We start from the raw sequence: 25,523 nt of genomic DNA, 5'->3' as shown, positions 1-25,523 counted from the left end.
GAATCATGCAGGTTTGGGTTCGATGTAAAAAAGTAGTAGCTATTGTGCTTATTCTAGTTATGTTATCTACTTCCTGGATGCCAACGTTTGCTGCGGCAAGCGAGATCGTTGGTTCATCAGGAATAGAACAAAACCATTTTTCAGAGAGTGAGCTTATGCGTGTACTGACTGAAAGTTATGGCGCAGAGCAAGCTCCAGTTGTACTGGACACGTTGCAGAAGTTAGGTTTGATTGACAGAGAGGGTGGAATTGTTCAGGTACCGATTCTATTTAACGGTAAATCCTATACTTTGGAGGAGATTAAGATTTTGCTAGCCGACCCTGCAACCGATCTTACCCAAGTTGCCGAGGTAGATGGACAATCTATTACTTTAGAGTCTCTTCAAAAAATCATTGCCATTGAAACGCAACTCGCTGAATTGGCGAAACTGCAGGACACGTCTGACGTCCAGATTTCAGAGGAGCATCTGGACAATCTGGAGTCCTTATTTGAGCAATCGAGCACGGAGGGATTATATACTGTACCCGATGCCGTTTATTCGGAGGCCATGAATTCACAGGCAGTGACTCTGGCAAACACGGCCGGAGATACATATGAGGATGAAGTATATGCGACAGTGACGAATATTGAGCTTAATATTGGCAATGGCTCAAATGCATCCAATGTCCCTTCTCCAAGTGCTTACGGCACATTTTATGTGACCTTCCAGTTGAACAGGGCGTTGGATAAGGAGGCTTCGTTTGCTTATGAAATGATTGGAGGCTCTCAAGGGGGGCTTGTGGAACTGGTCGATGGAAAGAGACCAGTATTTCAAGGCGGGGGATACATTTACGAAGACGTGGTCAATGCGCAAGCGAAGTCTAGCATGACGGATGGACCGCTAACGCGCTATGTTACAGATACAACTTCGGGTGTGGTCACCTTTGCGCCCAATATAACAACAGCAACCTTGGCAATATCTAAAAGCGCGGAAGAGCTATACGGGATGACTGAATTTTCCGGCTTTACACCAGATGGACTTACAGAGAAAGCGTTGGCCAGAGAGGTTATGCTGAACTACTTCTGGAGCAATTTTGCCAGAGGCGACTATTTGCATTTCCATCAGTTTAAGAATTTGGATGGAATTCATTTCGCAGCAAATCTGGGAATCAAGTCATCTTATGATAATGATCGTACGTTTACCAGCCTCTATACGTATTCGGATGGATCACGCAGTACAAGAATCCAGAATCGCTATTATTACCCTTTTGTTCATACCTATGAGGGAGGTGCCTATCTAGCTTTTACGAATTATCGCAATCCTACGGGTTCTCCAAGCACGGATCCCTACGGAGCCGAAGGCTTTCGAACCAATTTGAAAATATTCAAGTTAACGGATATTTTCCAGAAGTCAGATACTCCTGATATCTTAGAAGTACAAGCGAAGCCAGGAATTTATTCAACCGGACAGATTGTTCCGATGATTGCCAAATTTAATCGTCCGATGGCGCTGGGGATGTTATCAGATAATAATTTGTCCAAAATGGATGATCAATACCAGGCTCGATTTACCCAAGGCCCTGTGCTTCAGCTTGCAAATGGAGACGTTGCTATGCCCGAATTGTTAGGGGATGCGGCCAGCAGTAATTATTTTATGACTCATTATACAGGCGATTTCAGTCTTAAAAGCGGTATTCGCGGGCCGATGAATGTGAATCAAGGCTCGCTGTCACCTGTGTTGGGCTTCAATGCGGTTGTGAAGAAAGGCAGCACGCCAGATGATCTGAAGGTGCTGAGTGCACATCAAATGATTGATGGGTATGTGCATGACAGAAATTATACCGATCAGAAGGTTGGTGGCTCAGATTTTTCGCAAAATACACTGTCGGATATTGCGTGGAACAAGGATTTCAGCAATCAACCTAACATAACTGTTGTTCCTGCTCGCGCCGATGCCTTCGCATCTTTGAAAGCGGACAAATCCGATTATAACGTAGGAGATACGATTACCTTTACCATTGAGCTTGATCCGACGAATGGAGCGAGCGATTGGGTCATTAATGGCGCAATGACTGCCGAGGAATTGAATAAAAGGCTGCGTCTGTCCATCGGAAATAAGGAGCAAGGACTGGTAACCAGTCTGGACTGGAAGAAAGGCGAAGACGGTCTGGCTCTGGACCCGCCAGTGCTGGAGGGGAAAATGTCTGTCACTCCAGACACATTGGATCTTGTGACCAGTGCCAATACGTCTACAGGATCGCTTCGAGCTAAAATTTACTACAACCAGGATAAAAATAATGCAGATGCTATTGAGAATTTCATTATACTTCAAGACAAATTTGCTCCGTTCCAAGTTGCGAATGTGAAATATATCATGCCTGGAGACTTGCAAATCGAGTACCCTAACTCTTGGCCTTCTGGTGAAGAACATGTGGTATCTCTAATCGATACTGAAGCAACACAACTGAAATTTACTTATCCGCATGATGCGACATATACTTCCGCAGATCAATTTGAATGGAAAAGCAGTGACGATACGATTGCATCCATTCTAGCTGATGGAACGATTGTACCCAAACAATCAGGAACAGTAACCTTTACGCTTATTGCCAAAAATAACGGCGCACTTTCACAAGAGACGTCTGTGGATACTGTTCCGATCGAGATTACAGCAGATGGTGTTCCTTCCCTTGTTATACCAGCCTTTGCTAACCAGGTGAAGACCCAGCAAAATCAGGCTGCAACCATCCTTTGGATAACGAATGTGATGGACAAGTATAAGGAACAGGCTACGTCAGGACAGACACCGAAAGCAGCGAACTTTACTGTCGAGCTGTATGCGGGGAATTGGTCCATGCAGGATATGCAGGGAAAAACCCCGTTGCATACCTGGTCCGCACCTGATACACCCGCATTGAGTAATGCAACTTCCTTTCAGATTCCAGGAAGCTTACTCAGTCAAATTTCAGCACCATCCCAACCAAGTTATACGGTTAAGGTCAGTACAGAAAATCCTGACCCGTCCAAGCAAGGGAAGCTTCTGTCCGCAGTAGCATATGTTTTTGTGACATCACCCGCAGCCAAAGTAACGTTGGATAAGAGTATAGGGCAATTTATTACGGATGATAAAGGTGTCCTGCCGTTGAGCTGGACTCTGCAAAATTTTGACCCTCTTAATAAAGGGGACTTTGAATTTCAGGTGACCAAGAACGGACAGCTTCTTCCAGATAGCGTCATTACGTTTGATGCAGCGAAGGCTCAGTTTGATCGATCCGGCATATCGGAGACCGGGGGAAGCTACAGTCTTTCCATTGATCAGGTGACAGGTGCCAATCGTGCAAAGGACGTTTATGCCATTACCTTGAAGGCAAAGAACAGTCTGGATTCGACATGGTCTTATGATTCACTCTATTTGCAAGTGTACAAACAAGGGGCATTTGACATTCAGGTGGATGGACAAAAGCAAAGCTCCTATACCATGAGTAATATACCGACAATTGAGTCGATGAGCAGTGAGCAGATTCTGGCGCTCAAGCGCAAAATCAACTTGGCCCATACCATCGGAATCAATCATAAGGATTTTTCTGATTTAGGTGCCATTACAGACCAATTTGCCTGGAACGCTGAAGACAACCAGGTGGCAGGAGTGTTCTATCAATCCGGGAAAGATATCGACGATATAACGAATTTCTCAAACAGCTCTTATCAACCCAAACAACAGTTAACACTTGGAGGCGTAGGCGATGGAGATACGACGATTACGGCCAAGCATGTTAACACAGGTATAGAAGCCAAGCTTGATCTGGAAGTCCAGACTTTAAAGGATAAGCTGTATTTGTTCCAACTTTATCCTAAGACCACCTCAGAGATTGCATATACAGACAAGGCAGGCGTTGAGAAGAAGGTACTCACTAATGCAGATGGAGAGCTGGCTTTATATGATGAAAAAGGAATCGGGAGTGATGTTTATATTACTTCTTCCTTCAATAACACGACCTATACCGGCGTGATGAGTCAGGCGTCCCTCAAAAGCCAGGAGGGTAGTACCAAGACGATGGATCTGTACCCGGTCAATATCCTTCAACTTCGTCAGTTGTCCAAGGTTGAAGTGTTCTTCAAGCAACCGGATGGTCAGCCTTATACCGGAAAGGTCACTTATTATGGTGGGGTGTACAAAAACGGATTCTTTGCTGAGAAGACAGAAATCGGCGGGGAAGGTAGAACAGAAACGTTGGGTGCTGACGGCCGTCTGGAAGTTATTTTTGACACCACAGATTTCTATTCTGCTGAAGCGGGAGAAAGTAATGCAGCCGGACTATCTGCCAAAGATCAACTGGAATTTCTCATTGAAGCTCATTTTGAAGGAGATCGTTACTATCCACAGTTGTATAGTCTGAATGGCGATACAAGCCCGGTTGACATGGTTGCCGTGGGATCGAAAATTTCTCGTTTGATGGACAATGAGAGCGGCAAGCCAGCTTTGTTTATGGTTAACCAGTACGTGGAAAGTGAATTGTACAAAAATCGCAGTTATATTACGGATTACAAAGGAAGATTCGGCCCGAGCACCAGCAATTCTTCGATTAATCTGGTTACCGAATTTTTATGGTGGGGACAGCAGGTTGATGAACAAGCGTCCGCGACCTTGCAGAATGACCTGGGTACAACCACACAGGGGCAATCTTACCAGACTTTTCAATATCCATTTTCGAAATGGTATACAACAAAGCATGTTCAGTTGTTGAACAAGGATACGATATGGCTGGACAAAGGGAAATCAGGGTCTACTTCTTTCAAAGTGTATGACACGCCCGATCATTTTGTACAGAGCATGACGACATCGGCTACACTTGTGAACATGATCGGTGTTCAGGAAGCGACAGCAGCTGAGATGAAGGCCAAGCTGCGAGACATCAAGCAGGAGATGACAGGAGCCAACGGACTCTTCAAAGGTCCGAGCAACAATGATAAGGTCACTCTCGATACACTGGCATTGCTCTCCAAACTGAAGATGAATGTTGGCCCATTATCGATGACCGTTGTGCCAACGGATGACCCGACGGTATTTAAAACCTTTATTCAAGTCAATCAAGGTAACTTGACTTCAATTGATAAGGAAGGCTTTGCCATCAACACCATGAAAACGGGGGCAAAAGACTTCACGCCAGGCATCGGTGATATTAAGAGCTTCCTTCAGCCTTCTTATGTAGATCGGCAGAAGGAAACCGCGAACAAAAGTCGGGCTGGTCACGGCGGAACAGATACGGATTTCAGTTTCGGCGGGTATTATATTGGCGAGATCAAATTTAATACGCAGACAGGCAAGTGGGAAAATACATTACTTGCGGGTGGATTCCACGCGGGCGGAGAATTTTCATACAGCCAGTCCTGGAATATGACAGTGGGTCCTGTTCCCGTCACTTTTTCACTAACGGTAGGCGGTGGTGGCGAAGTTAATTTTGCTACAAGTGTACTGTTTGATGAACTTCCTGATCTTGACTGGAGCGATCCTTCTCAGGATAGCGTCAATGACTATCTGACTTCACTGCGGGTATATGCTTACATTGATGCGTTTGGAGGAATTGGCTTTGACTTTTCCATTATCGCTGCCAAGATCGGTGTGTTCGGAAAGATCACTGTCGAAAATACGAGCACCTGGCTGAATCGCAACTATTTGGCAAACGGAAATGACCGGGTCCTGTATGGTAACAAGCTCGCTCTTGAGGGTATTGTCGGTGTACGCGTGGTCCTTAAATTTCTATTTATCTCCTTCAGTCATGATTTTGCCTCCTTGCGGTACAGTCATTCTTGGATGTTCAACCACTGGAAGGACATTCAGGAATATTGGGAAGAGAATAGCATACAGCCCCTGACCGCCGCCAACCTGGAGTTTGCTACCTTCGCATACATGAAATCAATTGGCGAAGAGCCTATGCAGGTAATTGAATCGCAAACATTAGAGAATCGAGATTATTTGAATGAATACCAGCGAGCATGGAATGCTTCAGGGCAAAGGTCTAGCACACTCAGAGCAGATTCCTCACTGCAGGCTGGTAGCCTGACCGCGGGAGCAGCCGCTCCACAAGTAGTGCAAAGCAATGCTTATCCTTATTCCAATCCAGAGACAGGAGCGGATGGCACGATTGCGGTCTATCTATCCGATGGAGGTAGTGCCAACGTTGAAGATACGGTCGCTTCCTGGATGTTGAATAATGGAAATGGCTACACAGATCAAGGCCCAATTGCAACCGATGTTCCAACGGGTTATGGAGATACCAATCTTCATGTTGCCGGAGAAGGAAATTTGATTGCTGCAACATGGGTAAGGCAGAATCAGACACTGAACAAAAAAGCAGGTGCTGATCTGACGAATGAGGAAATCATGCTGATGAACAATAGTGCTGAGGTCATGGTATCCATCTACGACGGAACAAACTGGAAAACCTATTCTTTGACAAATAATCAGACACCAGATGTAGCCCCTGTGGTTTCCGTAAACCAGGGTAAGGTGCTGATTGCTTATCGAAGCGTTATTGCAGGCAACGTTAATAATCCGCTCGATTTTACACAGTCTGATCAAATTTTTTATACGGTGTATGATACTTCTACACAGTCTTGGAGCGATACTGAAACGGTATATAATGGAACTCAGGGGCTTGTTAGGGGGTTGTCCAGTGAAATGCTAAGTGACGGACGAACGGCTATAGTATATACCTTGAATCAGGACAACAACCAGATTGTGTATGCCGTCATTGACACTGACAAGGATGTTTCGGCAGTCGCAACAACCTGGAGAACCAAGGGTGTCATCAAAAACCTGCAAGTTACTGAAGATCAACATGCAAATGAGAATCCGAAGCTTACAAGTACCCGCTTCCAGAATGGAGAAGAAAAATTCATTTTAGGATGGTACACATTGGCTACAGACCAGGATGGTCTGACTAATTCGAATATCAGGTTAGTTGCCTTCGACAGAAATGGTGAAGTTGATCCAGACTTTGTAGATAGCTTGTCTGCCATTAAGGGTGCAAGCGAAGCAAGAATTGATCCTAACTTTACCTTTGTTCGCAATGCCAATGCAGATAAAAATTTAGACAAGCTTTCAATCATATGGAAGACGTCAGAAATGGACGTTGACGATACCATTCTTACAACGCGAGACGCCATTAAAGCGGTCAAATTCGGTGAGGATCATGACGGCTTGTACGTCTCCGGTGTACTATCACTGGGAACGCTTCCCGACTATACAGAGGTAGATAACATTAGTGCTAACTATGTGCAGTCTGGACAGGGTTATCATATTAAGGCTCTTATACTTGGAACCACCTATACAACGGATACACAGACTGTCGGGGTGATTCAGCCAAAATCCACTGCTGATGTTGGCGAAGAGATCCCTGTCCATATATCCAAAACGGTTAGTGCGATGTACACGCTAAGTGCATCTTATCAGAACGGCTTCGATGCCAGTAGTATCGTATATAACCCGGAAGAGATCATTCCTGGATTTGATTTACCGATACAGTTCAATGTAGTCAATTCGGGGATGAGTAGAATTGAAAAAGTGGATCTGGAAGTTGGTGGCCAAACAACGTCATATGATCAATTATCTCAGGCGCCAAATGTAACCCAATCCTATATTGCAACCTATAACGTTCCAAATCAGATTAAGGATGAACAATACACAGTGAATGTTCGATTCACCGATGGAACACAGTTGTCTACTTCGGGCACTGTAACTCTTGCCATCCCGGACATAGGTATTTCCGAAGTCAAGATGCTGAAGGAAGAGAATGGGCACCGCATGTTGTCTGTTCCAATGTATAACCAATCCAATTCCAGTTTGGCTGGCAAGGGATATAAGGTGCGATATGGATTATATGCGGATGGCAATATGGATGAAAGTCGCTTGATTGGCAGCATTCAAGAGATCACCGATGATGCATCCTTACAATTGATGGATCAAGGTGGATTCGCATCCAGCTATGATTTTGATGTCAAAAGCTATTTAAAAACATTAGGCAAGGATGAAATCCCGGATACAGGGCTGAATGTATTTGTGCATGCCTCGGTCGTTGATTCACAGGGAGCCACAGTCAAGGAGTTTGAAAGCTCCAATAACAGTGTGAAGGTGTCTATAAAGAACCTCGCCGTTCAATATGCAAGTGATCCGGTTTTGCTGACGACAAGCTTAAGTAGTACGCAGACTGGTTCCAAAGCGTCCATTGTCATGCAAAATATGAACATGGTAACACTGGATTCAGGCAACGTGCTTGTTCATCTATTGGATGGAGAGGGACGAATTGTGGAATCGAAATATCTGGTGAATGAGGCTTCCAAGCTTCTGGCCTTCGGCTCGGAAGAGATCAAGCGTGGAGATATTAACTTTACAACAACGGGAGAAGCGCTGCAGGCGGTATTCTTCCGCGAAAGCTCTGATAAGCTGGATGCATCATTAAGTAGCGTTCAATTGCAGGGAGTTCCAATGACCTTTGACCCTGAAACCACCATGTATACGTTGAATGCTACTGATTTGAAAGAAACGGAAATCAATGCTATTGCATCTAGCAAACAGGCTACCATTCAAATGATGGATACAGATGGTAAAATTTTAAATACGGGTACCGGATATATTTCCATCCGTCAAGCGTTGGAGCGTTCGGTCAAAGGGGCTGTATATCGCTTCCATTTAGTCGTTAAACCTGTCAGCCCATCTGGAAAAACGAAGACTTATACCTTCAAGGTAACGAACACGCAGACTGAAAAACCTGAGCTTGCCCTTCAGACGAAGGGAACAATGGTTGGAAAAGGGAAATATACTGGAGAGGTTGAACTAGGTTTATCCGCGTATAAGGTAGAAGGATTCGATCTGTCTAAAGCGGAATATAAGGTGAATGACCAAAAATGGGTCACGCTGGACTACGATGGTTCAAGTGAAAAGCATTTGGCCACTTTGTCAGAAGAAGGTGCCTATAAAGTGTCCGCTAAGGTACATCTTCAATCGGGACAGGAGTATACACTGGAAGCAATTACTCTGGAAATTGGAAAAGCGGTTGGTTCGACACCAACTCCCTCACCAAATCCAAATCCAACACCTTCACCAGAGCAAGGTATTGGATTAGATAACGGCAGTGCGGGCTCGGAGACAGGTGAGCCGAATCCGGATTCGGCTCCAACTGATCCTGAGGCTCCCCTTGCCACAGATCATCCGTTATTTAAGACCGATCTGATTGATGTAGAAGCTACCAAAGCAAGGCTCCTAACCAACTGGCAGGCGAATGCAGCCGCTCAAAGCACCTACGCAGATACTCGCCAGCATTGGGCACAGAGCACGATCAGTCAATGGATTCGCTTGGGTGTCGTTACAGGTTATCCTGACCAATCCTTTAAGCCTGATCGCTCTATAACCAGAGCGGAATTTGCGGCCTTGCTTACCCGGCTCTTCGTATTCAAAGATACAGATGGAACCGCAAGAACTACAACGGTTAGCTTTAAGGATGTAGAACGCCACTGGGCCATGGATGCTATTGAGACGTTAGCTGAACGCGGAATCGTCAATGGCTACCAGGATGGGAGCTTTAAACCCGACCATACCATCACACGCGAAGAAATGCTCGTAATGCTCATGCGTGTGGTCCAAACCGATGCCCTGCCTAAGGGGCAGCAGTTGAAATTTACGGATGAGCATCAGATAGCCTCCTTTGCCAAGGAAGCCATGAATCTGGCTGTTCGGGCAGGTATCCTTGGAGGTTACCAAGGGCTGTTGCGTCCAAAGGGAGCAGCTTCTCGCGCAGAGACAGGTATCATGCTACTTCACTTATTTGAGCTCGAACCCCAGTTGGCATTAATATTGCGGCAGGACTAACCCTATCACAGAGCATACAAAGAAGCTGTTGAGACGAGACTCGGCAGCTTCTTTGCTATGACATCCGTTTATTGAATTAGGTTGAGCTGTTTAGCTTGTGCAATCGCCTGTCCTCTTCGCTTCACTTTCAACCTTCCGAAAATATTAAAGATATGATACTAGTGACACTAATTATTAGTGCATTTAAAATACATTCAGGAGTTAGCAGATGAATGCGGTGTATCCCGTGGGACGATGATCCGCGATGTGATGGAGTAAAGCGAATTCTATTCCGGCATCCGGTGGGGGTTACCGTGTGCTATGAGACAAGGTACTTCCGCCCATACTGTTCACCGAGCACGAAGCAATCGCATTATTACTTGCTGGACAATCATTGAAGAACTATCGCTATCTTCCGTTTGATAATGAAGTAAACAGCGCTCTGCACAAGTTCTATCATTACCTTCCGAATGAACTGAAACAGAGGACAGATCATATGCATTTTGTCTCCACACCCAAATCCGCATAGGAAGGAGAATAGCAAACAAAACTAAAGGAACAATTTGATCAAGTTCTGTCCAATTTAGGTATTTGCTTACTGTTTCATTCCAGAAGGGAAAGATGAAAGCTGTAAAAATAGCAAAAGGAACCCATCCATTTTTTTTATTGTTTCCCCTTCAATGGAATAGTAAGCAATGAGATCATCTAGTGCATTATAATCGTAATCATTGTTCTTCAGATAATAGTAAACTTGATCACATCGAATAGAGAAGAGTACCTCTCGATCCAGCTTAATTTTACTCTTACCAATCATAAAAGCAATCCTTGTACTGTGATTTGATATGTATACGAGAAGACGAAATTATAGCTAACATACAACAAAAAGAAATAACCAATAAAACAACCAAAGTTATTCCGTACATAGGGCTTAGATCCGTGTTCGAAAAAGCTATTAAACCCCCAGAAACGATGAGAAAAATAATACCAGCTGCTAGTGAGAGTATAAAAATACCTTCAAACCATTTTGCACGCTTATTGAGTAGCTTATTTTGCAATGTAACAACTTCGAAGCAAATCTTGTACAATTCTTTTTTTAATTTTTGATCTTGAACTGAGTGTCTATACATCTCTATCAACTCTCCTTTATATACCATATCGGAGGAAGATAATATAAAAATTACTGTTGGGATGAAAGCGAAATAAAACACTTTAATTGATATAGCGATAACTTTGTATAGATTATCCGAATACGGATATAAAGATAGTAATAAAGGATAGGGGAGGATGAAGGATGGATGTTAGAGTTGTGGACCAGGAACAGTTCGCATTAGTCACAATACAAGGGATTTGTTTCCGAGATCAATACTACTCTTGTAGAGAAGCCTTGAAGGAACGCTGGTACGAGAAAGCGATGATTAGGGGTTGGATGATAACTATTTCTAAATACAATGTACATGAAGACAAACTGATTCTAAGACCTAATCAAAACAAACCAGATATTATTTGTAGTCGTATCCACGATGTAGAAATCAATACAAAGAATAGGGAGGCATACTTTACACAAATGCAACAACTCAAGAGGATGCCACGAAGAAAAAGACAGAGAAAGGATCGTAACAAGCTGTAGATGTGAGGAGAATATATCTAACTTGCCTATTAGACAAGTTTTTACAAAAAGAGTTAAAAATTCTATTTATCTGTGATATGATGAGGAAAATATACACCATTAGAGGGACACATAACATCAAAGTTATGTGTCTTTTTTTAAGGAGAGTGTGAGAATTGTCAGTTAATAAGACTCACGTTAATCGATTGAAGGATGGACGAGGGCAAGGTAGAGGTGAACAGTATGTTCCTTTCATCAAAGCGAATGACAATAAAGTAGCTTCAGAGGGATGGCTTACCCGTACTTTAGGGTGGCACTCTAATCGGATACATCACACACTCTCAAATTATGAATATCAGTATTTACTTGTTCAGGATTGGTCTGATCAAGTCGTAGATATTAGGGAGCAATACCCTCTAACACCCATTGAAGCTACTCAGAAAATTGCAGCTAGGCTGAATATCAAACATCCTCAAGATAAAGGAGAGGATGTAGTTATGTCCACTGATTTTATGCTTACTACGATGAGTGTACATGGTGAGCTTCAGGAGCATCCACGTACCATCAAACCTATTAATAAACTGAACAAAAGAACTTTGGAACTATTCGAGATTGAGCGCCAGTACTATAAAGAGTTGAATTTAGAGTGGAAAGTTGTTTTTGATGTTGGGAGGCCTATTTCATTCATACGAAACATTGATTGGTTATACGACGCGAAGCGATTGGAAGGTAGGCCGGGTATGGATCTTGAAGTGGTTAACATGTTAGCAGAACCTCTACTGTATAAACTTCAATCTCTCAGTCGGACAATGTCGATAAGCAAAAAGTGTCTTAACTCTGATAATCAACTGGGTGTAGAACCTGGGACATCGATGTTTATGATAAAACACATGTTAGCTAATAAGCAATGGATAACTTCAATGATGGAACCGATACGAGAGAGTGCTCCTCTTCAAATTGAACGTTCAAAAAGTAAATAGGTGGTGTAAATCGTGATTTATATTAACTCTGTTGTTGCTTTTCAAAAGTATATCTCGGATGACCATGAGGAGATCTCGCTTGAACGGGTTCTCTGGATTTCTCCTGATCAATCATACGTGGTATTAGTAAACATAGATGATAAGCGTAAATTACAATTACCCTATTTTCGAGATTATGGAGAACTGCTTCGTTTACTTGAGATGGAGGAAGCCAATATTTCCTCTTATGAACCGGATCTATTGTTTTTAAATCCTACTGATGAGTATTTAAACAAATATGGAGCTGAGAGAGACCAGAAATTTGACTTAATAAAATCCATTGCTAATAAAGAACCAGAAATTTTCTGGAGCGAATCAAGGGGGAAGTTAATTAGAAGTGAATCAGATCGAACAGGAAAACCACAGAAAACAATATATTTACTACTGAAAAAGTATTGGTTCTATGGGAAATCAATTAATGGTTTATTACATGACTATACCGATGTAGGGGTCACTGGAGACAAGAGGAAAATAAACATAAAAACAGGGCCAAAAACAGAAGACCACAACTTTATTGTGACAGCTAAAGATAAAGAAATATTTAAGTCTGCTATACAAAAATATCATTCGGCATTGAAAATGAATTTAACTGCTACGCACAAACATATGTGCGAAGAGCATTATAATGAAGGATTCTATAGAAAGCATGAGGTTAAGGTCCCTATTATAAATATGACTAATTGTCCATCAATAAAGCAATTCAGATATTGGTATCAAAAAGAGTATAACAAAAAAAGTCGTTTGGCCGCTAAAGTAGGGAACCGAAAAGCAGAGATAAGAGCGAGAGCTTTACTGGGTTCACCTACTGAGGAAATTCATAATCCGGGAGCATTATATGAAACGGATTCTACACCTGCTGATGTGCTTTTACTTTCTTCAGATTATCTTACAGTCATTGGGAGACCACATGTTTATTTTGTCAAAGATGTAATGAGTCGTTTAATTACGGGAATGCATATATCTAAAACGAATTCCTGGGTAGAAAGTATGATGGCGTTAGAAAATGCCTCTACGGATAAGGTGGAGTTCTGTGCTAAATATGGAGTGAGCATTCATGAAGAGGATTGGCCATCTAAACATCTTCCTCAAAAGATGGTTGGGGATCGTGGAGAGATGAAGAGCAAGAATTCGAATAATTTAGTGAATTTAAATGTTCGCTTAGCTAATCCTCCTTCGTACCGAGCAGATCTGAAACCGTATATCGAACAGCAATTCAGAAACTTTTGTGGACGTGTGAAAGAACTGATACCGGGAGCGGTCCATAAGGAACATCGTGAAAGAGGGGAACTTGATCCTTCCAAAAAGAGTGTCTATACCTTCGAGGTATTTACCAAGATCGTTATTTTATTTGTGCTGGAGTATAATCGCAAAGCACTTAGTGACGATTTTCTAGTAACCAGTGAAATGGCTAGAGATAATGTGGATTTAACACCAATTTCCATGTGGAATTGGGGAGCAAAGCGAAGCTTACTCCATGAAGAACCTCGAGAGCTGATTCGATATGTTCTCTTACCTAAAGAAAAGGGAGTTGTAACAAGACGAGGAATTAATGTGAATCAACTAAATTATGCATGTGAGCTTGGGGTTAAGGAAGGTTGGTTCGAAGATGAACAAATAGAGGGTAAACATCAAATTGAAGTTAGCTACGATCCTAGAAACTCCAGTAGTATTTTCATTCGACTCAAAAATGGCTCTATTGTGCAATGCAGTCTAACGGCAAAATTTAAGGAATATGAAGGAATGCATATTGATGATGTGAAATCTATACTAAATTTCAAAAAGAAAAAATTACAAATTGCAAAAAACGAGCGTTACCAAATTGAGTCCGAATTAGATGCTGCTGCTAAATATTTGACCAAGTTAGAAAGAGAAAAAATGAATGAGAGACAAAAGGGACTGCCTAAGTCTAATAAATATAAAAACAAACGGGCTAAAAGAAAACTAGAGTCTCGTATTACTGGTAGTGAGACTTCTTGGACTGCCCGACGTCAAACGGATGAAAAGATTTTCACATGTACTGAATCTAAATCAACGTTACAGGAATCTTATACTTCCAATCCCCCTTTAAGTAAAATGCAACTTTTTCTTTTAAGTAAAAGTAAAGAGAGGCGGTTACCGGATGAACAATGATTCGGATCGTTATGTATATCTTAAAGGAAGACAAATAGAGGCAGAGTATTATCCACAAATTATAGATGCATATCAAAACAATCCTTTCATAGAAGCTATTCCTCCAAGGTTAAAGCAAGAGCAACTTTATCAACTGTTATATTCAGTACCCCGATTTACAGGTGACCTATCTCAACTTGATGATGAAGAACGAGTAGAACTTGTGCAACAAATTAAACCGATGTATTGGCAACCGATGGTATCACATTTTGAAAAATATAGGAACCTGTATACGATGATTAAGATTGGGTATCAATCTAGAAATCCCATTAGTCCCATGTACCAAAGACAACTTTCCATTGGATTAGATAAAATATTGTCCGCTGGAACCAATGAATATGGAGAAAATTTAATGGGTAATGTCCAAACAGCTCAACAGATGGCTGATATAGGGTTGAGTGGAATGGGGAAATCCAAATCCTACGAGAGAGTTCTGAGTTTAATACCTCAAGTAATTCACCATACCAGGTACAAATCAGATTATCTAGCCTGCAAGCAGGTACTTTGGCTTCACATCGAATGCCCCAGTAATAAATCTGTGGGTGCACTTTGTCGAAATTTCTATTTTGCTGTAGATAAACTCTTAGGCACTTCTTATTACGAGGATCTGGCAGAGAAGGATGGTCGAGCTGAGGTGCTAGCGAAAAGAATGTCAAAAGTAGCTGGCCAAATTAATTTAGGTGTGCTTGTTATTGACGAAATCCAACGAATTCATAAAGGACATTCTGGTGGAGAGGCAAAAATGATTGATTTTATCACCGAACTTACCAATTCTATCGGGATACCCATCATTATGATTGGGACATTTAAAGCGTTGTACCTGTTTAAAAATTCTTTGGCGAACACTAGAAGGGGTATACCGGATGGTTATGCTGAGAACATTACAGATCGTATGAAAGATGGATTAGAATGGGAATTGTTTGTCGAAGGGCTATGGGATCTGCAGTATACTAAAAAATTCACTCCTCTCACACCTGATTTAAAAGCAGCGTTGTATTATCATACATTGGGAATTCCTGATTTTGCAGTAAAATTATTTATGCATATTCAGTGTCATGTAATCTTGTATGAGGAAACAGAATCGATCACTCTAGAGATGCTTGAGTCCGTAGCAAGTAAGACTTTCCGACTTGTTCAACCTATATTCGAACGTATACGGGAAGGTGAGGAAATTGACCCAGCTGAGTATGAAGATTTGAAACCAGACTGGATTGTTTTCAAAAAGTATATCATGGATGCTCAGCATCGAATAACGATTGATGGGCAACTTTCTGAAGAGCATAAGTTAATTTTAATCCAAAATAATCGAAAAGTATTAATTGACCAATTATGTACTTTTGCTATGAAGATGGGGACTACTTCTGAGAAAGCGATAGCTTTTTCAGAACAAATTGAATTAGAGAATAGAAATGTAAAAGTCGATGTAGAACTCCTGTATTCGCTGGTCGCCCAAAAAGTACTCGCAGATAAAGACTCAGCAACTGAAGAGCAGGTTGAGCCGATCTTACCAAATAAGCTTCGTAAAACCAGTTTGAAAACCAAAGAAATCTTAGAGACAGATGATATACGTTCCATTTCGTATGAGGCCAATAAACAAAAGAAAACCAATGAAGAGGCTCTCAAGCTAGCTGGACTTGTTGCTGACTTTACTGAGTTTATTGAATTTGAAACTGAGGGGGACGTTAGATGGGGAAGATAGTTTATTTTCCATCCACCTATATGGATGAAGATTTCCGAAGTATCGTCCACCGGTATAATTTACAATCGGCCAAAACGTTCGAGCTTAGTAAAAAAGAACTTTTAGGTAAATCAGTACCTAATAGAATCATTTATCCTCAAAACCTAGATAGTATAGTAACAGATCTAGGTTTTGAGGATGATTTTGCAGAGCATATTATTCTTAAACATAGTTTTTACCCATTTATAAGCCCCTTTCTCTCAAGAAAAAAACAGGAGGGTGTTTGGAGAGGAATGGGATCAAATTCAGAGAAAAACGAATTGAAAATACATGCATTATACTCGTTTATTAGTGATGAATGCAGATACTGTCCAGAGTGTATGTTAGAAGATTTTAGTCAGTTTCAAGTCGTTTATCTCCATCGTATGCATCAGTTCGTTTTTTTAAAACAATGTATGGTCCATGGAAGTGAGCTTTTTACGTCTTGTAACGCATGTGGAACAACTCTTGTTGATAAAAAGGCAACATGGATGCTATTTGATCTCGACTGCCCCAAATGTAACCAAAATGTTTTGAATGATAGGAACTCTATTAAAATCAAAGCGGATCATGATTTGTTAGATGATATTAACACGCTAATGAGTCAACGGAAGTTGGATATAGATACTTTGCACCTCAAATTTATGATTAACATTGGGAAACGCAATTACATGCATTTTCGTGGAGACTACATTTATAAAAGAACCTTGCTAAGTGAGTTCATTAAATTTTATGGTGAGTTGTATTTATCCCAATTAGGTATTTTCACTGATGAAATACTGGAGACTAAGAACATAACTAGGTTGTTTGATAAAAGATATATGGGCAGTCTTACCATTGTGTACATCCTTCTAATGAGATTTTTATCAGGCTCTGTAGAAAGATTTTTAAATAACAAGGACAGTTATTCAACAAAGCTGCCTTTCGGCTGCGGTCCTTGGCTCTGTCTTAATCCAATTTGTCAGTACTATAATGAACTTGTTATAACAGATATTAAACGTAGAGTTCACGAGTGGGCAACAGGTAGATTTACTTGTTCTCATTGTGGTCTTATCTACACTCGTAAAGCTATACCAAATGGAGAAGAAAATGGAGGGTATAGCATTGAAACTTGGGGGTTTTTGTTTATACAGAAAGCTCAGGAATATTATGATATGGGAATGACGTTTAGAGAAATTGGTGAAAGGCTATCTTCAAACCGAACCACAGTACAAAAATATCTCAGACCGCATACTGGTCGTCGAAGGAAATCCAACTACCCTGGGGGTATTAAAGAGGAACTGGTTTTAGAAATGGGCTTTTTCGAGGCCGCAGCTACTTCGGTAGATAAGATAACATTATGTAAGGAAACTGTATTAGAAGCGATAAGAATGTTAGGGCATGAGGCGACAAGACCAAAAATTCGAAAGTACAATATCCATAGGTATGATTGGCTTATGAAGAGAGAGAAAGAATGGATGGAGGAACATCTCCCAGAAAGAAAACCTTTACCTAAGGCCATAAACTGGGAGACATTAGATGACGAAATCTACCAAGAACTGAAGGAGGGTATAGCTAAAGTGTATAGTAAAAATCCGGCCGAGAGAATATCTGGTTCTGCATTATTTCGAGAGCTTCCCAAGGAAAAATTTAGACGTTATTTTAACAACAGATCGATTCTCCCCCGTACTAGGGACCTTTATGAATCCAATATAGAGACAATGGATGCTTATGGTTTACGTATGATAGATCGGGTAATCGAATGGTTTAAACAACAATCAAAATATGACACGCCAAGTCTTAAAATTATACAAAAAAAATTTTCTCTTTACAAAAACTGTTCAAAAAAGGTTCAAGATTGGGTTGTAGCCGAAGTAAAAAACAGATTAAATAAGTGTAGAAAGGATTAAAGTTAATGATAAATTTCCCCACTCCTTTACCGGATGAATTATTATACAGCGTTTTTGCTAGGTACCATGTCAATTCTGGAAATGAAAACAATAGAAAAACATTATCAGATCTATTTTCTAATTCAAATGTGTCTGCTATAACGGCTTACTCTGGTTATCTTCATGCTTTAAACACTCACATACCAGGGAGGGCAATACCTATTGTGTATTTATTGGAGCATCACACGCTAATTCCATATTATCGTCCCTTTATTCAAGAAGCTCGATTTAATCGAATATTTTATACGTTGGTTCACTCCAATTGTCAACCTATTTATATGTGGTTAGGACTACCTCCAAGCGGAGTAGAGAGGCCCCTTTTTCTTAGATACTGTGGCCAATGTGCTTTAGCGGATCGTTTAAAGGTTGGTGTTGCTTACTGGCATCGTTCTCATCAACTAACTGGTGTTTCGGTATGTGTTGAACATCAGTGCTACCTTATAGAGTCTTCGATTCACTATGCACAAAAAGGAAAGAAACATGAGTTTATAACATTACAATCTATACTTCCAGAAAATATTCCGCTCGCTCTCGAGGGAAGTAATAAGGAAGTTAATATTGCTCAAAGATCTATTGATCTTCTTACAACGACTTATGAGCCACTGGGGCTTGGAGCAGTCAGAAAATACTACTTATACAAGCTTCAAGAGATGGGATTTCTAACTACTGGAGGAAACATCAGATTTATGGATCTTATTCCCCAGTTGAATTCCTTCTATGGTTCGACTTATCTTAGAAATCTAGGCAGCCCTCTAGATATAGGTAGCCAGTGTACATGGCTGCACAAAATGTTGAGGAAACCTCGGCATGCAACACATCCTTTAAGGCATATTCTAATGCAGTATTTTTTAGATATGAATACTAGGGACCTAGTGGAGAAGAAACAGTACAGTAAGGCTAATGCTTTTGGTAATGGTCCATGGCCCTGCTTAAACAAAGCAGCATCCCACTTTGGGAGCAAAGTAATTGAGTCTGTCCGTGTGACAAGGTGTTCGGATACCTCCAAACCTGTTGGTACGTTCCAGTGTAGCTGTGGTTTTATATACTCACTTAGAGGGCCGGATCAAACTGAAAACGATATTTTCCGAGTTGGAAGAATTAAGCAGCTAGGTGCCGTTTGGATGGAGAAGTTAAATGAATTATCTTTAAATCCTGTTTTGAGCTTACGAGAAAAGGCGAGAAGATTGGGGGTTGATCCCGGAACCGTCAAAAAATACTTGAATTATTCAGAGTCAGCTAAGAATTGTTCAAGTACTAATAGAAGTATTCGTCACAAACCTAAGCGTCAAAGGGAAAATTATGATGATAAGAGAGTGCCATACCAGCGTGTAGATTGGAAAAAAAGAGATGAAATTTTAGCGCAGAATATTGAAAAAACAGCTACTACATTGAAATCAAAATACAATCGTCGGATATCCCGTTCAATAATAGTACAAAAGCTTCATTGTACGACGATGATTCACACTAAACGAGAAAAATTACCTCTTAGCCGAGCGAAGCTTGAGCAGGTAATCGAAACAATGGAACAGTATCATGAGCGTAAGCGTTTGATGGGATAATATGAGTCTACAACAATCTAAATGAGCAGTGTATGTATTGTTTTGGATCTGTTTTTTAATTAAACTCAGATGGTAATAACAATATTGGGAGTGTGAATTAGGTGATATTCGAAATAACAAATGATATGATAGAACAAATTAAAAAATGGGATTCATGTAAACCTATTGATGTTTCAGGGGCAAAGTTCTCGTACACTTTTATTCCCACAGCCATTGGTCTTGTGATTCAAGTAGAATGCGATGTTTGTAAGAGAAAATTAAAGTTTTGTGATGATGATTAAAATAATCATTTTGGATATTTTCAAAAGGAGAACTAGCTGATGATAAAGTTTGTAATGATTAATAAGAAAAACAGCAGGAGCTTTGATTTTTATTCCTATACAGAACAAATTATGGAAAAAGTGAAATTAGATTTGAATTCAAATAGTTTAGAGTTCTATTCAAATAAAGAGACAATACGTAAAGCGACTTTTGAATACAAGCAAACGGATTTATTTGTTAACTTTACTGTCCTTGCTACTTATGAAACCATCCAACTTAAAGTAGATGTTATTCTTCCATCTAAAGATCCATCGAATCTTGAATTACATGATTTAAAAATAAAAATTAAAGATGAGATGATTGATGACTGGGAGCAATGTGTTTGGTTGGAGGATACTCAATCTGAACATTTTGCCGAAGAATTATATAAGAAAGTACATAATGTAGAGAATTCTCTGAGAAGACTAATAAACAGTATAATGTTCTTTGAGCTCGGTGGGGACTGGTGGGAGCAGTATATGCCAGCTGACTTGATCAATAAATATAACGAAAGAAATGACCAATATAGACGTCGAACCCCTAGTTTTGACAATATACATACAAACCTAATGTCTATCGATACAGGTGATTTAATTAGTATTTTGAGTTTTAAGACATATAAGATGAAGAAAAATAGCATCTTTCGCGATCCTGATAGTTTGGATCCGTTTGAAGATTCCGTTGAACCGATAAATGTTTTTTCTCGAGACGAAAAAGAAAGGCTTTTTATTTTCCAAAACCTAATGAACAGTATCTTCTTTAACACTAAATCAATTGATAAATTACATCCTAGATTAATAGGGGAATTGAAAGAACAAATGGAAGTAGATAAGAATTTTTGGGAAGATTATTTTCTTCCATGGTTTTCGTGTGATTTCAGAAAATTTAGTGGTCTATGGAGCGAGTTTAAGACAGATCGTAATCATGTAGCTCATAATAAACTTATAGATTTAAGATTAAGGGATAAGTTCAATAAAAGCATGAATGAGCTCGAAAAATTGATTGCAGAAGCCGAGGAGAAGTTTGATGCATACACGGAGACCGAAGCAGCAAGTTATATGGAAGAAATAAGATTTGAGGCAGAAGTGATGGAAAGACAACAAGCTGATGATTGGAGAGATAATATAGAAGAAGCAACTGGTATTCGTATTCTTGATGAGAGTGAGATTATTTTTGAATTCCATGAACATCTAAGTACCATTTTTGATCACCTAAGAGACATGTTTTATTATCGCTCTGATTTGGAGATCTCATATTTTGAGACTACTCTTAAAGAGGAAGCCACTATCTTCATAATTGAGCATAATATAACAAGAGATGATATAAAAGTGAGGGTTTTTCCCGATATTAATTCATCTACAGGGGAACTAAGTACAATATCTTTTCAAGTGATAACGAATGATAAAGAGGAAATGTTTGATATATATTATACGAATGGAGAAGCAGAGTATAATGACGAGCAAACAATTTATATGCCTTTAGTTCAAGATCACTGGGAGGTCACATCTGGATTATCTAAAATGGAAAAGTACATATCATCTTTGGTATCTTCAGATTTTCCAGAAATCACAGAAGATCAAATCGCTAGTGTACCTTGTCGTTATTGTGAATCCTATTCGGTTTATTTCAGCGATGAGGATTCAGACGTAGAAAGTACGTTAAGATATAAGACCGGAGAATGCCTTAATTGTGGAAAAGTAAATACACTAGGGTTTTGCATGAGATGCGATAAAACTCTAAACCAAGAAGAGGACGGACTTTGTGATGGTTGTGAAGCTTACATTGATGCGCAATGAAGTGATTTAATTATAATATAACTTATATGTGACATTGGTAACTGTTAGATCAAAAGAATCAGTAAATAAATAATGTCAAAACAAAATAATGGTCCTGATCACGATAAGTCATCCGGTAAGTAAGACTATTAGAGATATGAGTGGTCAAAAAGCTCATTATAAGGATCTATTTGAGAATGAATATTTCGAAATTACTAAATCATAAATAACTTTTAGAATTCGACACCATGATTATATTTATAAGCGATGTCTTTCATTGATTTCAATTCAATACTTGGATTAGTCCTATAAGATACACCCACATTTGCTCCTTTTTGATTCACCATACTAAACAAAAAGAAACCTTGCGGAACAAGGTTTTCTTTTTGTTGTCTTTTGAAGGTAGATAGCATTTTTTTGTCGAAATACAAACTCAGCATGATGATTGAGAATATGGATATGAAAAAGGAGTTACTATGAGCACGACTCAATATAATTGGACCCGTTATTGTTATCCAAGAGGAATAGATCCCAACTCTTTTTTGCATGACGGTTTTCTAGTTGACCCAGATGAGAGCTTTACGGCACAGCAACATCCTGAACTGGTGACGTTATCAGAACTGCAGGACCAGCAATGTCTAATTTTGCTGGGTGAGCCAGGCAGCGGTAAAAGCACCGTTTTCGCTGAAATGAAAGATCAGTTAGAAAATACAAATTCATACGTAATTTTCGTAGATCTAAAAAAGATTACCACCGACCAATTCTTAAACAACAGCATCATGAACAACGAAAAGTATGCGGAGTGGAAGCAAGAGCAGAACAGTAAATTATATTTGGTGTTTGACAGCTTTGATGAAGGATTCATGCAACTACAAGTTCTATGCAATTTGTTGGAAGACATTTTGGATCAACTGGACGTTTCCAGACTATACCTCCGAATCGCTTGCAGAACTGGGGCGTTTCCGAGTGGCTTGGAATATAATCTGGAGTGTAAGTTCTCAAAAGGCAACGTCCATTTTTATAGACTTGCGCCGCTCAGGGAGAAAGACGTGAAAGAAGCTAGCATTAATCACGAGCATGCGTCTCAAACATTTGTTTCTCAAGTGAAAAAGCATCGAATTGAAGCGTTAGCTAGCCGACCAGTTACGCTGCACATGCTTCTGAATACCTGGAACGATCAGCCGATAGTCAAGAAGGAGCTATACGATCGAGGTTGTTATAAGCTTTGTGAGGAAGTAAACCCGGATCGAAGAGCAAAGAGGTTTATTGCTGGGCGACTATCCGTGGCGCAAAAACTGGAATACGCAGCGAAGCTGGCAGCGGTTTGTATGTTGACGAACCGACATATCATTCACACTGGCTTGGAAGGAGGAGCGCACCAGATCGGCACCATCCAATTACGGGACGTACAGAGCGAATATGACACGAGAGTGATTACTGAAGCCGATTGGAATGAAGTACTGACTACAGGGCTATTCGTCGATAACGGACCCGAGCAGTTAACGTGGGCCCACAAATCGTATGAAGAGTTTTTAGCCGCCTATTATTTGAATGCTAGTGGAGTGAAGACAAAGCAACTACTACATTTTTTTATGCACCCCGGCGATTTTGAAGGCCAATTCGTTCCTCAACTTCATCAAACAGCAGCCTGGCTCGGTGAATTTAATGAGTCTTTTCTGAATGAACTTGTTGACAAACAGCCGGAGCTTCTGTTTCTTTTCGATCGGTTTCAGTTAACAGTTGATACAAAGAAAAAATTCGTTTTGTCGGTGTTCAACAAGTCGGATCCGGATTACTCCAGGCATTATTGGGATAGTGATCTCATTAAAGAGCTTAGGATTCCAGAAATCATAGATATCGTAAACCATTGTCTTAGCGATCCGGCAAGTTCGGATTTGGCTAAAAGATGTGCTCTGAATTTTGTCTATTACAGCGATATGACCGAGACGATAAGTACGATACTTGATTGTTTCCACGACTGGGATGGAGACTTGCTAGACGATGTATTCCCCGTCCTGTATAAATTATGTCTAGATGAGCAGTTGCGGCCGATGAAGTTTTTTCTTGATAACTATACCTATCGGTACGATCATATGTGCTTTCCCCTGTTAAAAAGATTGTATCCGAATCATCTGACATTAATGGAATTATTGGAATACATGCTCGACTTATACGTTCGAGAAGACACTGTTTCCGAGCATATTCGTTCAATTGTCCAATCATTATGCTCGGAACAACTAGTAATTCTTAGTGATACGATACTTGATTCACCCGAATATGTGAATCGGAAGAATTCATCCTCTGTCTATTTGGAAGTGTACAAAGTATTTCTCAGTAAATTTGACGAAAGCGAAGAAGAGTTGAAGAAACGTATTGTGAGGCTAGAGGACAGCTTAAGAGAAAACAATTTCCTGAAGTGCGCGAGTAAGCCTGAAAAGGAACAGTTCACTGAAAAACCTGAAAAATGGTCGCCTACCCCGCCAGTTTTTCAGCAAGAGGCAGCACTGGAACTATTAGATCGGATGGAAAGTGGACAAACCAATGCCTGGGACACATTAATAAAACAATTAGATCCTTTTGATTTGACGAATTTATTAGATTCTGATCCAAGTGATTTCTCGCAATTCTTAGGTTGGAAACAAGCCAACGAGGATTTGAGGGCGCGTATACTGCTGGCAGCAAAGCAGTTCATTATCACTCCTTCTGCAAGTATAGAAAACTCAGATCAGTACGGGTACACAAGGAACATGCTTGATGCAATTCAGCTTGTTTTTATGAATGAAAGGATGTTTTTTGAAACGTTGTCTCCAGAAGCTGTGCATCAATGCTTAGATGCCGTCACCGAGCCACAAATCAGTCAATATATGGATGGTATGGAGATCCTCAAGTGGTTTCATCGTCTACACCGGGTGGAGACGTTAAATGGTATTTTTCGTTACGTACGCCAGTTATCTTGGGGATGGGGGGCTCGATATACAGTAATCAGTCAACTCGTGAACTGTTGGGACGAGGATACTGCTTCGCGGTTGCTAACGCTAATGCAGGAAGAAACGATCGATCTAGAAGCTTTTGGGCTTATCATCAGCATCTTACTTGAGCAGCGTCATCCTACGATAAAGCAAATCGTGGAGTCACTTGTAGACAAAGGACGGAACCCTTCCAACTTAGAAGTAAGAGAACGTGCATCAGAGGCACTGGCAATTATGATGGATTTCTCAGAAGACGCAGGTTGGGCACTACTGAGGCCGATCTTGCAAGAAGATAAGGAATACGGCAAAAGCATCATCGAACGTTATTTAGCAACATTCCGAAACTATTCCTTTCAGGACAGGTGGTCATCCGAAGCAATTGCCGAGCTGTTTGAGTGGCTAAACGTTAACGAAATTGATTACTCTTATAAATTTAATAATTTAAAGGCACAGTTACTTCGTGAGTTGGAGGATCGTAAAACGGAGGAGTCCTATAGACAGATCAAATTTCTTAGTAACTCAACTTTCGCACCTAGAAAAATGGCTTAAACCCTTGAGCGCGTAAGGGAAATTCAGTAGATTCACTCGTATTGACAAAAAACACCTCGCTTGTTTGGTATCATGGAAGTGTCGAGCTTACCATGCCAACAAGAAAGG

The 25,523-nt window shown here is 40.5% G+C and carries 9 protein-coding genes; all 9 read left to right on the top strand.

The genetic code is table 11. The features are described 5' to 3' along the window. Positions 1-5: 5 nt before the first annotated feature. The 9 genes from ACX9NY_RS31585 to ACX9NY_RS31545 all read left to right on the top strand — a co-directional run bounded on the left by ACX9NY_RS31585 (position 6) and on the right by ACX9NY_RS31545 (position 25,415). Positions 6-9,845, top strand: coding sequence for an S-layer homology domain-containing protein (locus ACX9NY_RS31585; RefSeq protein WP_472479501.1), 9,840 nt, complete (start codon positions 6-8; stop codon positions 9,843-9,845). Between the two features lie 1,270 nt (positions 9,846-11,115). Beyond that, positions 11,116-11,451, top strand: a complete 336-nt coding sequence (locus ACX9NY_RS31580) for a hypothetical protein (RefSeq protein ID WP_472479499.1) — start codon at positions 11,116-11,118, stop codon at positions 11,449-11,451. A 155-nt stretch (positions 11,452-11,606) separates the two neighbouring features. Then, a complete protein-coding gene (locus ACX9NY_RS31575) occupies positions 11,607-12,410 on the top strand; it encodes a TnsA endonuclease C-terminal domain-containing protein (RefSeq protein WP_472479497.1) in 804 nt (267 codons plus the stop codon). 12 nt (positions 12,411-12,422) lie between these two features. After that, on the top strand, positions 12,423-14,579 hold the full coding sequence (locus tag ACX9NY_RS31570) for a Mu transposase C-terminal domain-containing protein (RefSeq protein WP_472479495.1): 2,157 nt from the start codon (positions 12,423-12,425) through the stop codon (positions 14,577-14,579). Then, the gene (locus ACX9NY_RS31565; RefSeq protein ID WP_472479493.1) at positions 14,569-16,317 is read left to right on the top strand and encodes an ATP-binding protein; all 1,749 of its coding nucleotides are present in this window, start codon (positions 14,569-14,571) and stop codon (positions 16,315-16,317) included. The genes ACX9NY_RS31570 and ACX9NY_RS31565 overlap by 11 nt, the downstream gene beginning before the upstream one ends. After that, positions 16,305-18,224, top strand: a complete 1,920-nt coding sequence (locus ACX9NY_RS31560) for a TnsD family Tn7-like transposition protein (RefSeq protein ID WP_472479491.1) — start codon at positions 16,305-16,307, stop codon at positions 18,222-18,224. Before ACX9NY_RS31565 ends, ACX9NY_RS31560 begins: the two co-directional genes overlap by 13 nt. 5 nt (positions 18,225-18,229) lie before the next feature. Continuing rightward, positions 18,230-19,822 carry a TnsD family Tn7-like transposition protein gene (locus tag ACX9NY_RS31555; RefSeq protein WP_472479489.1) on the top strand — a complete coding sequence of 531 codons (1,593 nt, stop codon included), beginning with the start codon at positions 18,230-18,232 and terminating at the stop codon, positions 19,820-19,822. Between the two features lie 320 nt (positions 19,823-20,142). Next, positions 20,143-21,918, top strand: coding sequence for a hypothetical protein (locus ACX9NY_RS31550; protein WP_472479487.1), 1,776 nt, complete (start codon positions 20,143-20,145; stop codon positions 21,916-21,918). Positions 21,919-22,373: 455 nt separating this feature from the next. Further along, positions 22,374-25,415: an NACHT domain-containing protein gene (locus ACX9NY_RS31545; protein WP_472479485.1), complete on the top strand. Its 3,042-nt coding sequence runs from the start codon at positions 22,374-22,376 to the stop codon at positions 25,413-25,415. The last annotated feature ends 108 nt before the right edge of the window (positions 25,416-25,523 follow it).

The organism is Paenibacillus sp. CB74, from assembly GCF_055687625.1.
This window is presented reverse-complemented; position numbering and strand designations above follow the sequence as displayed.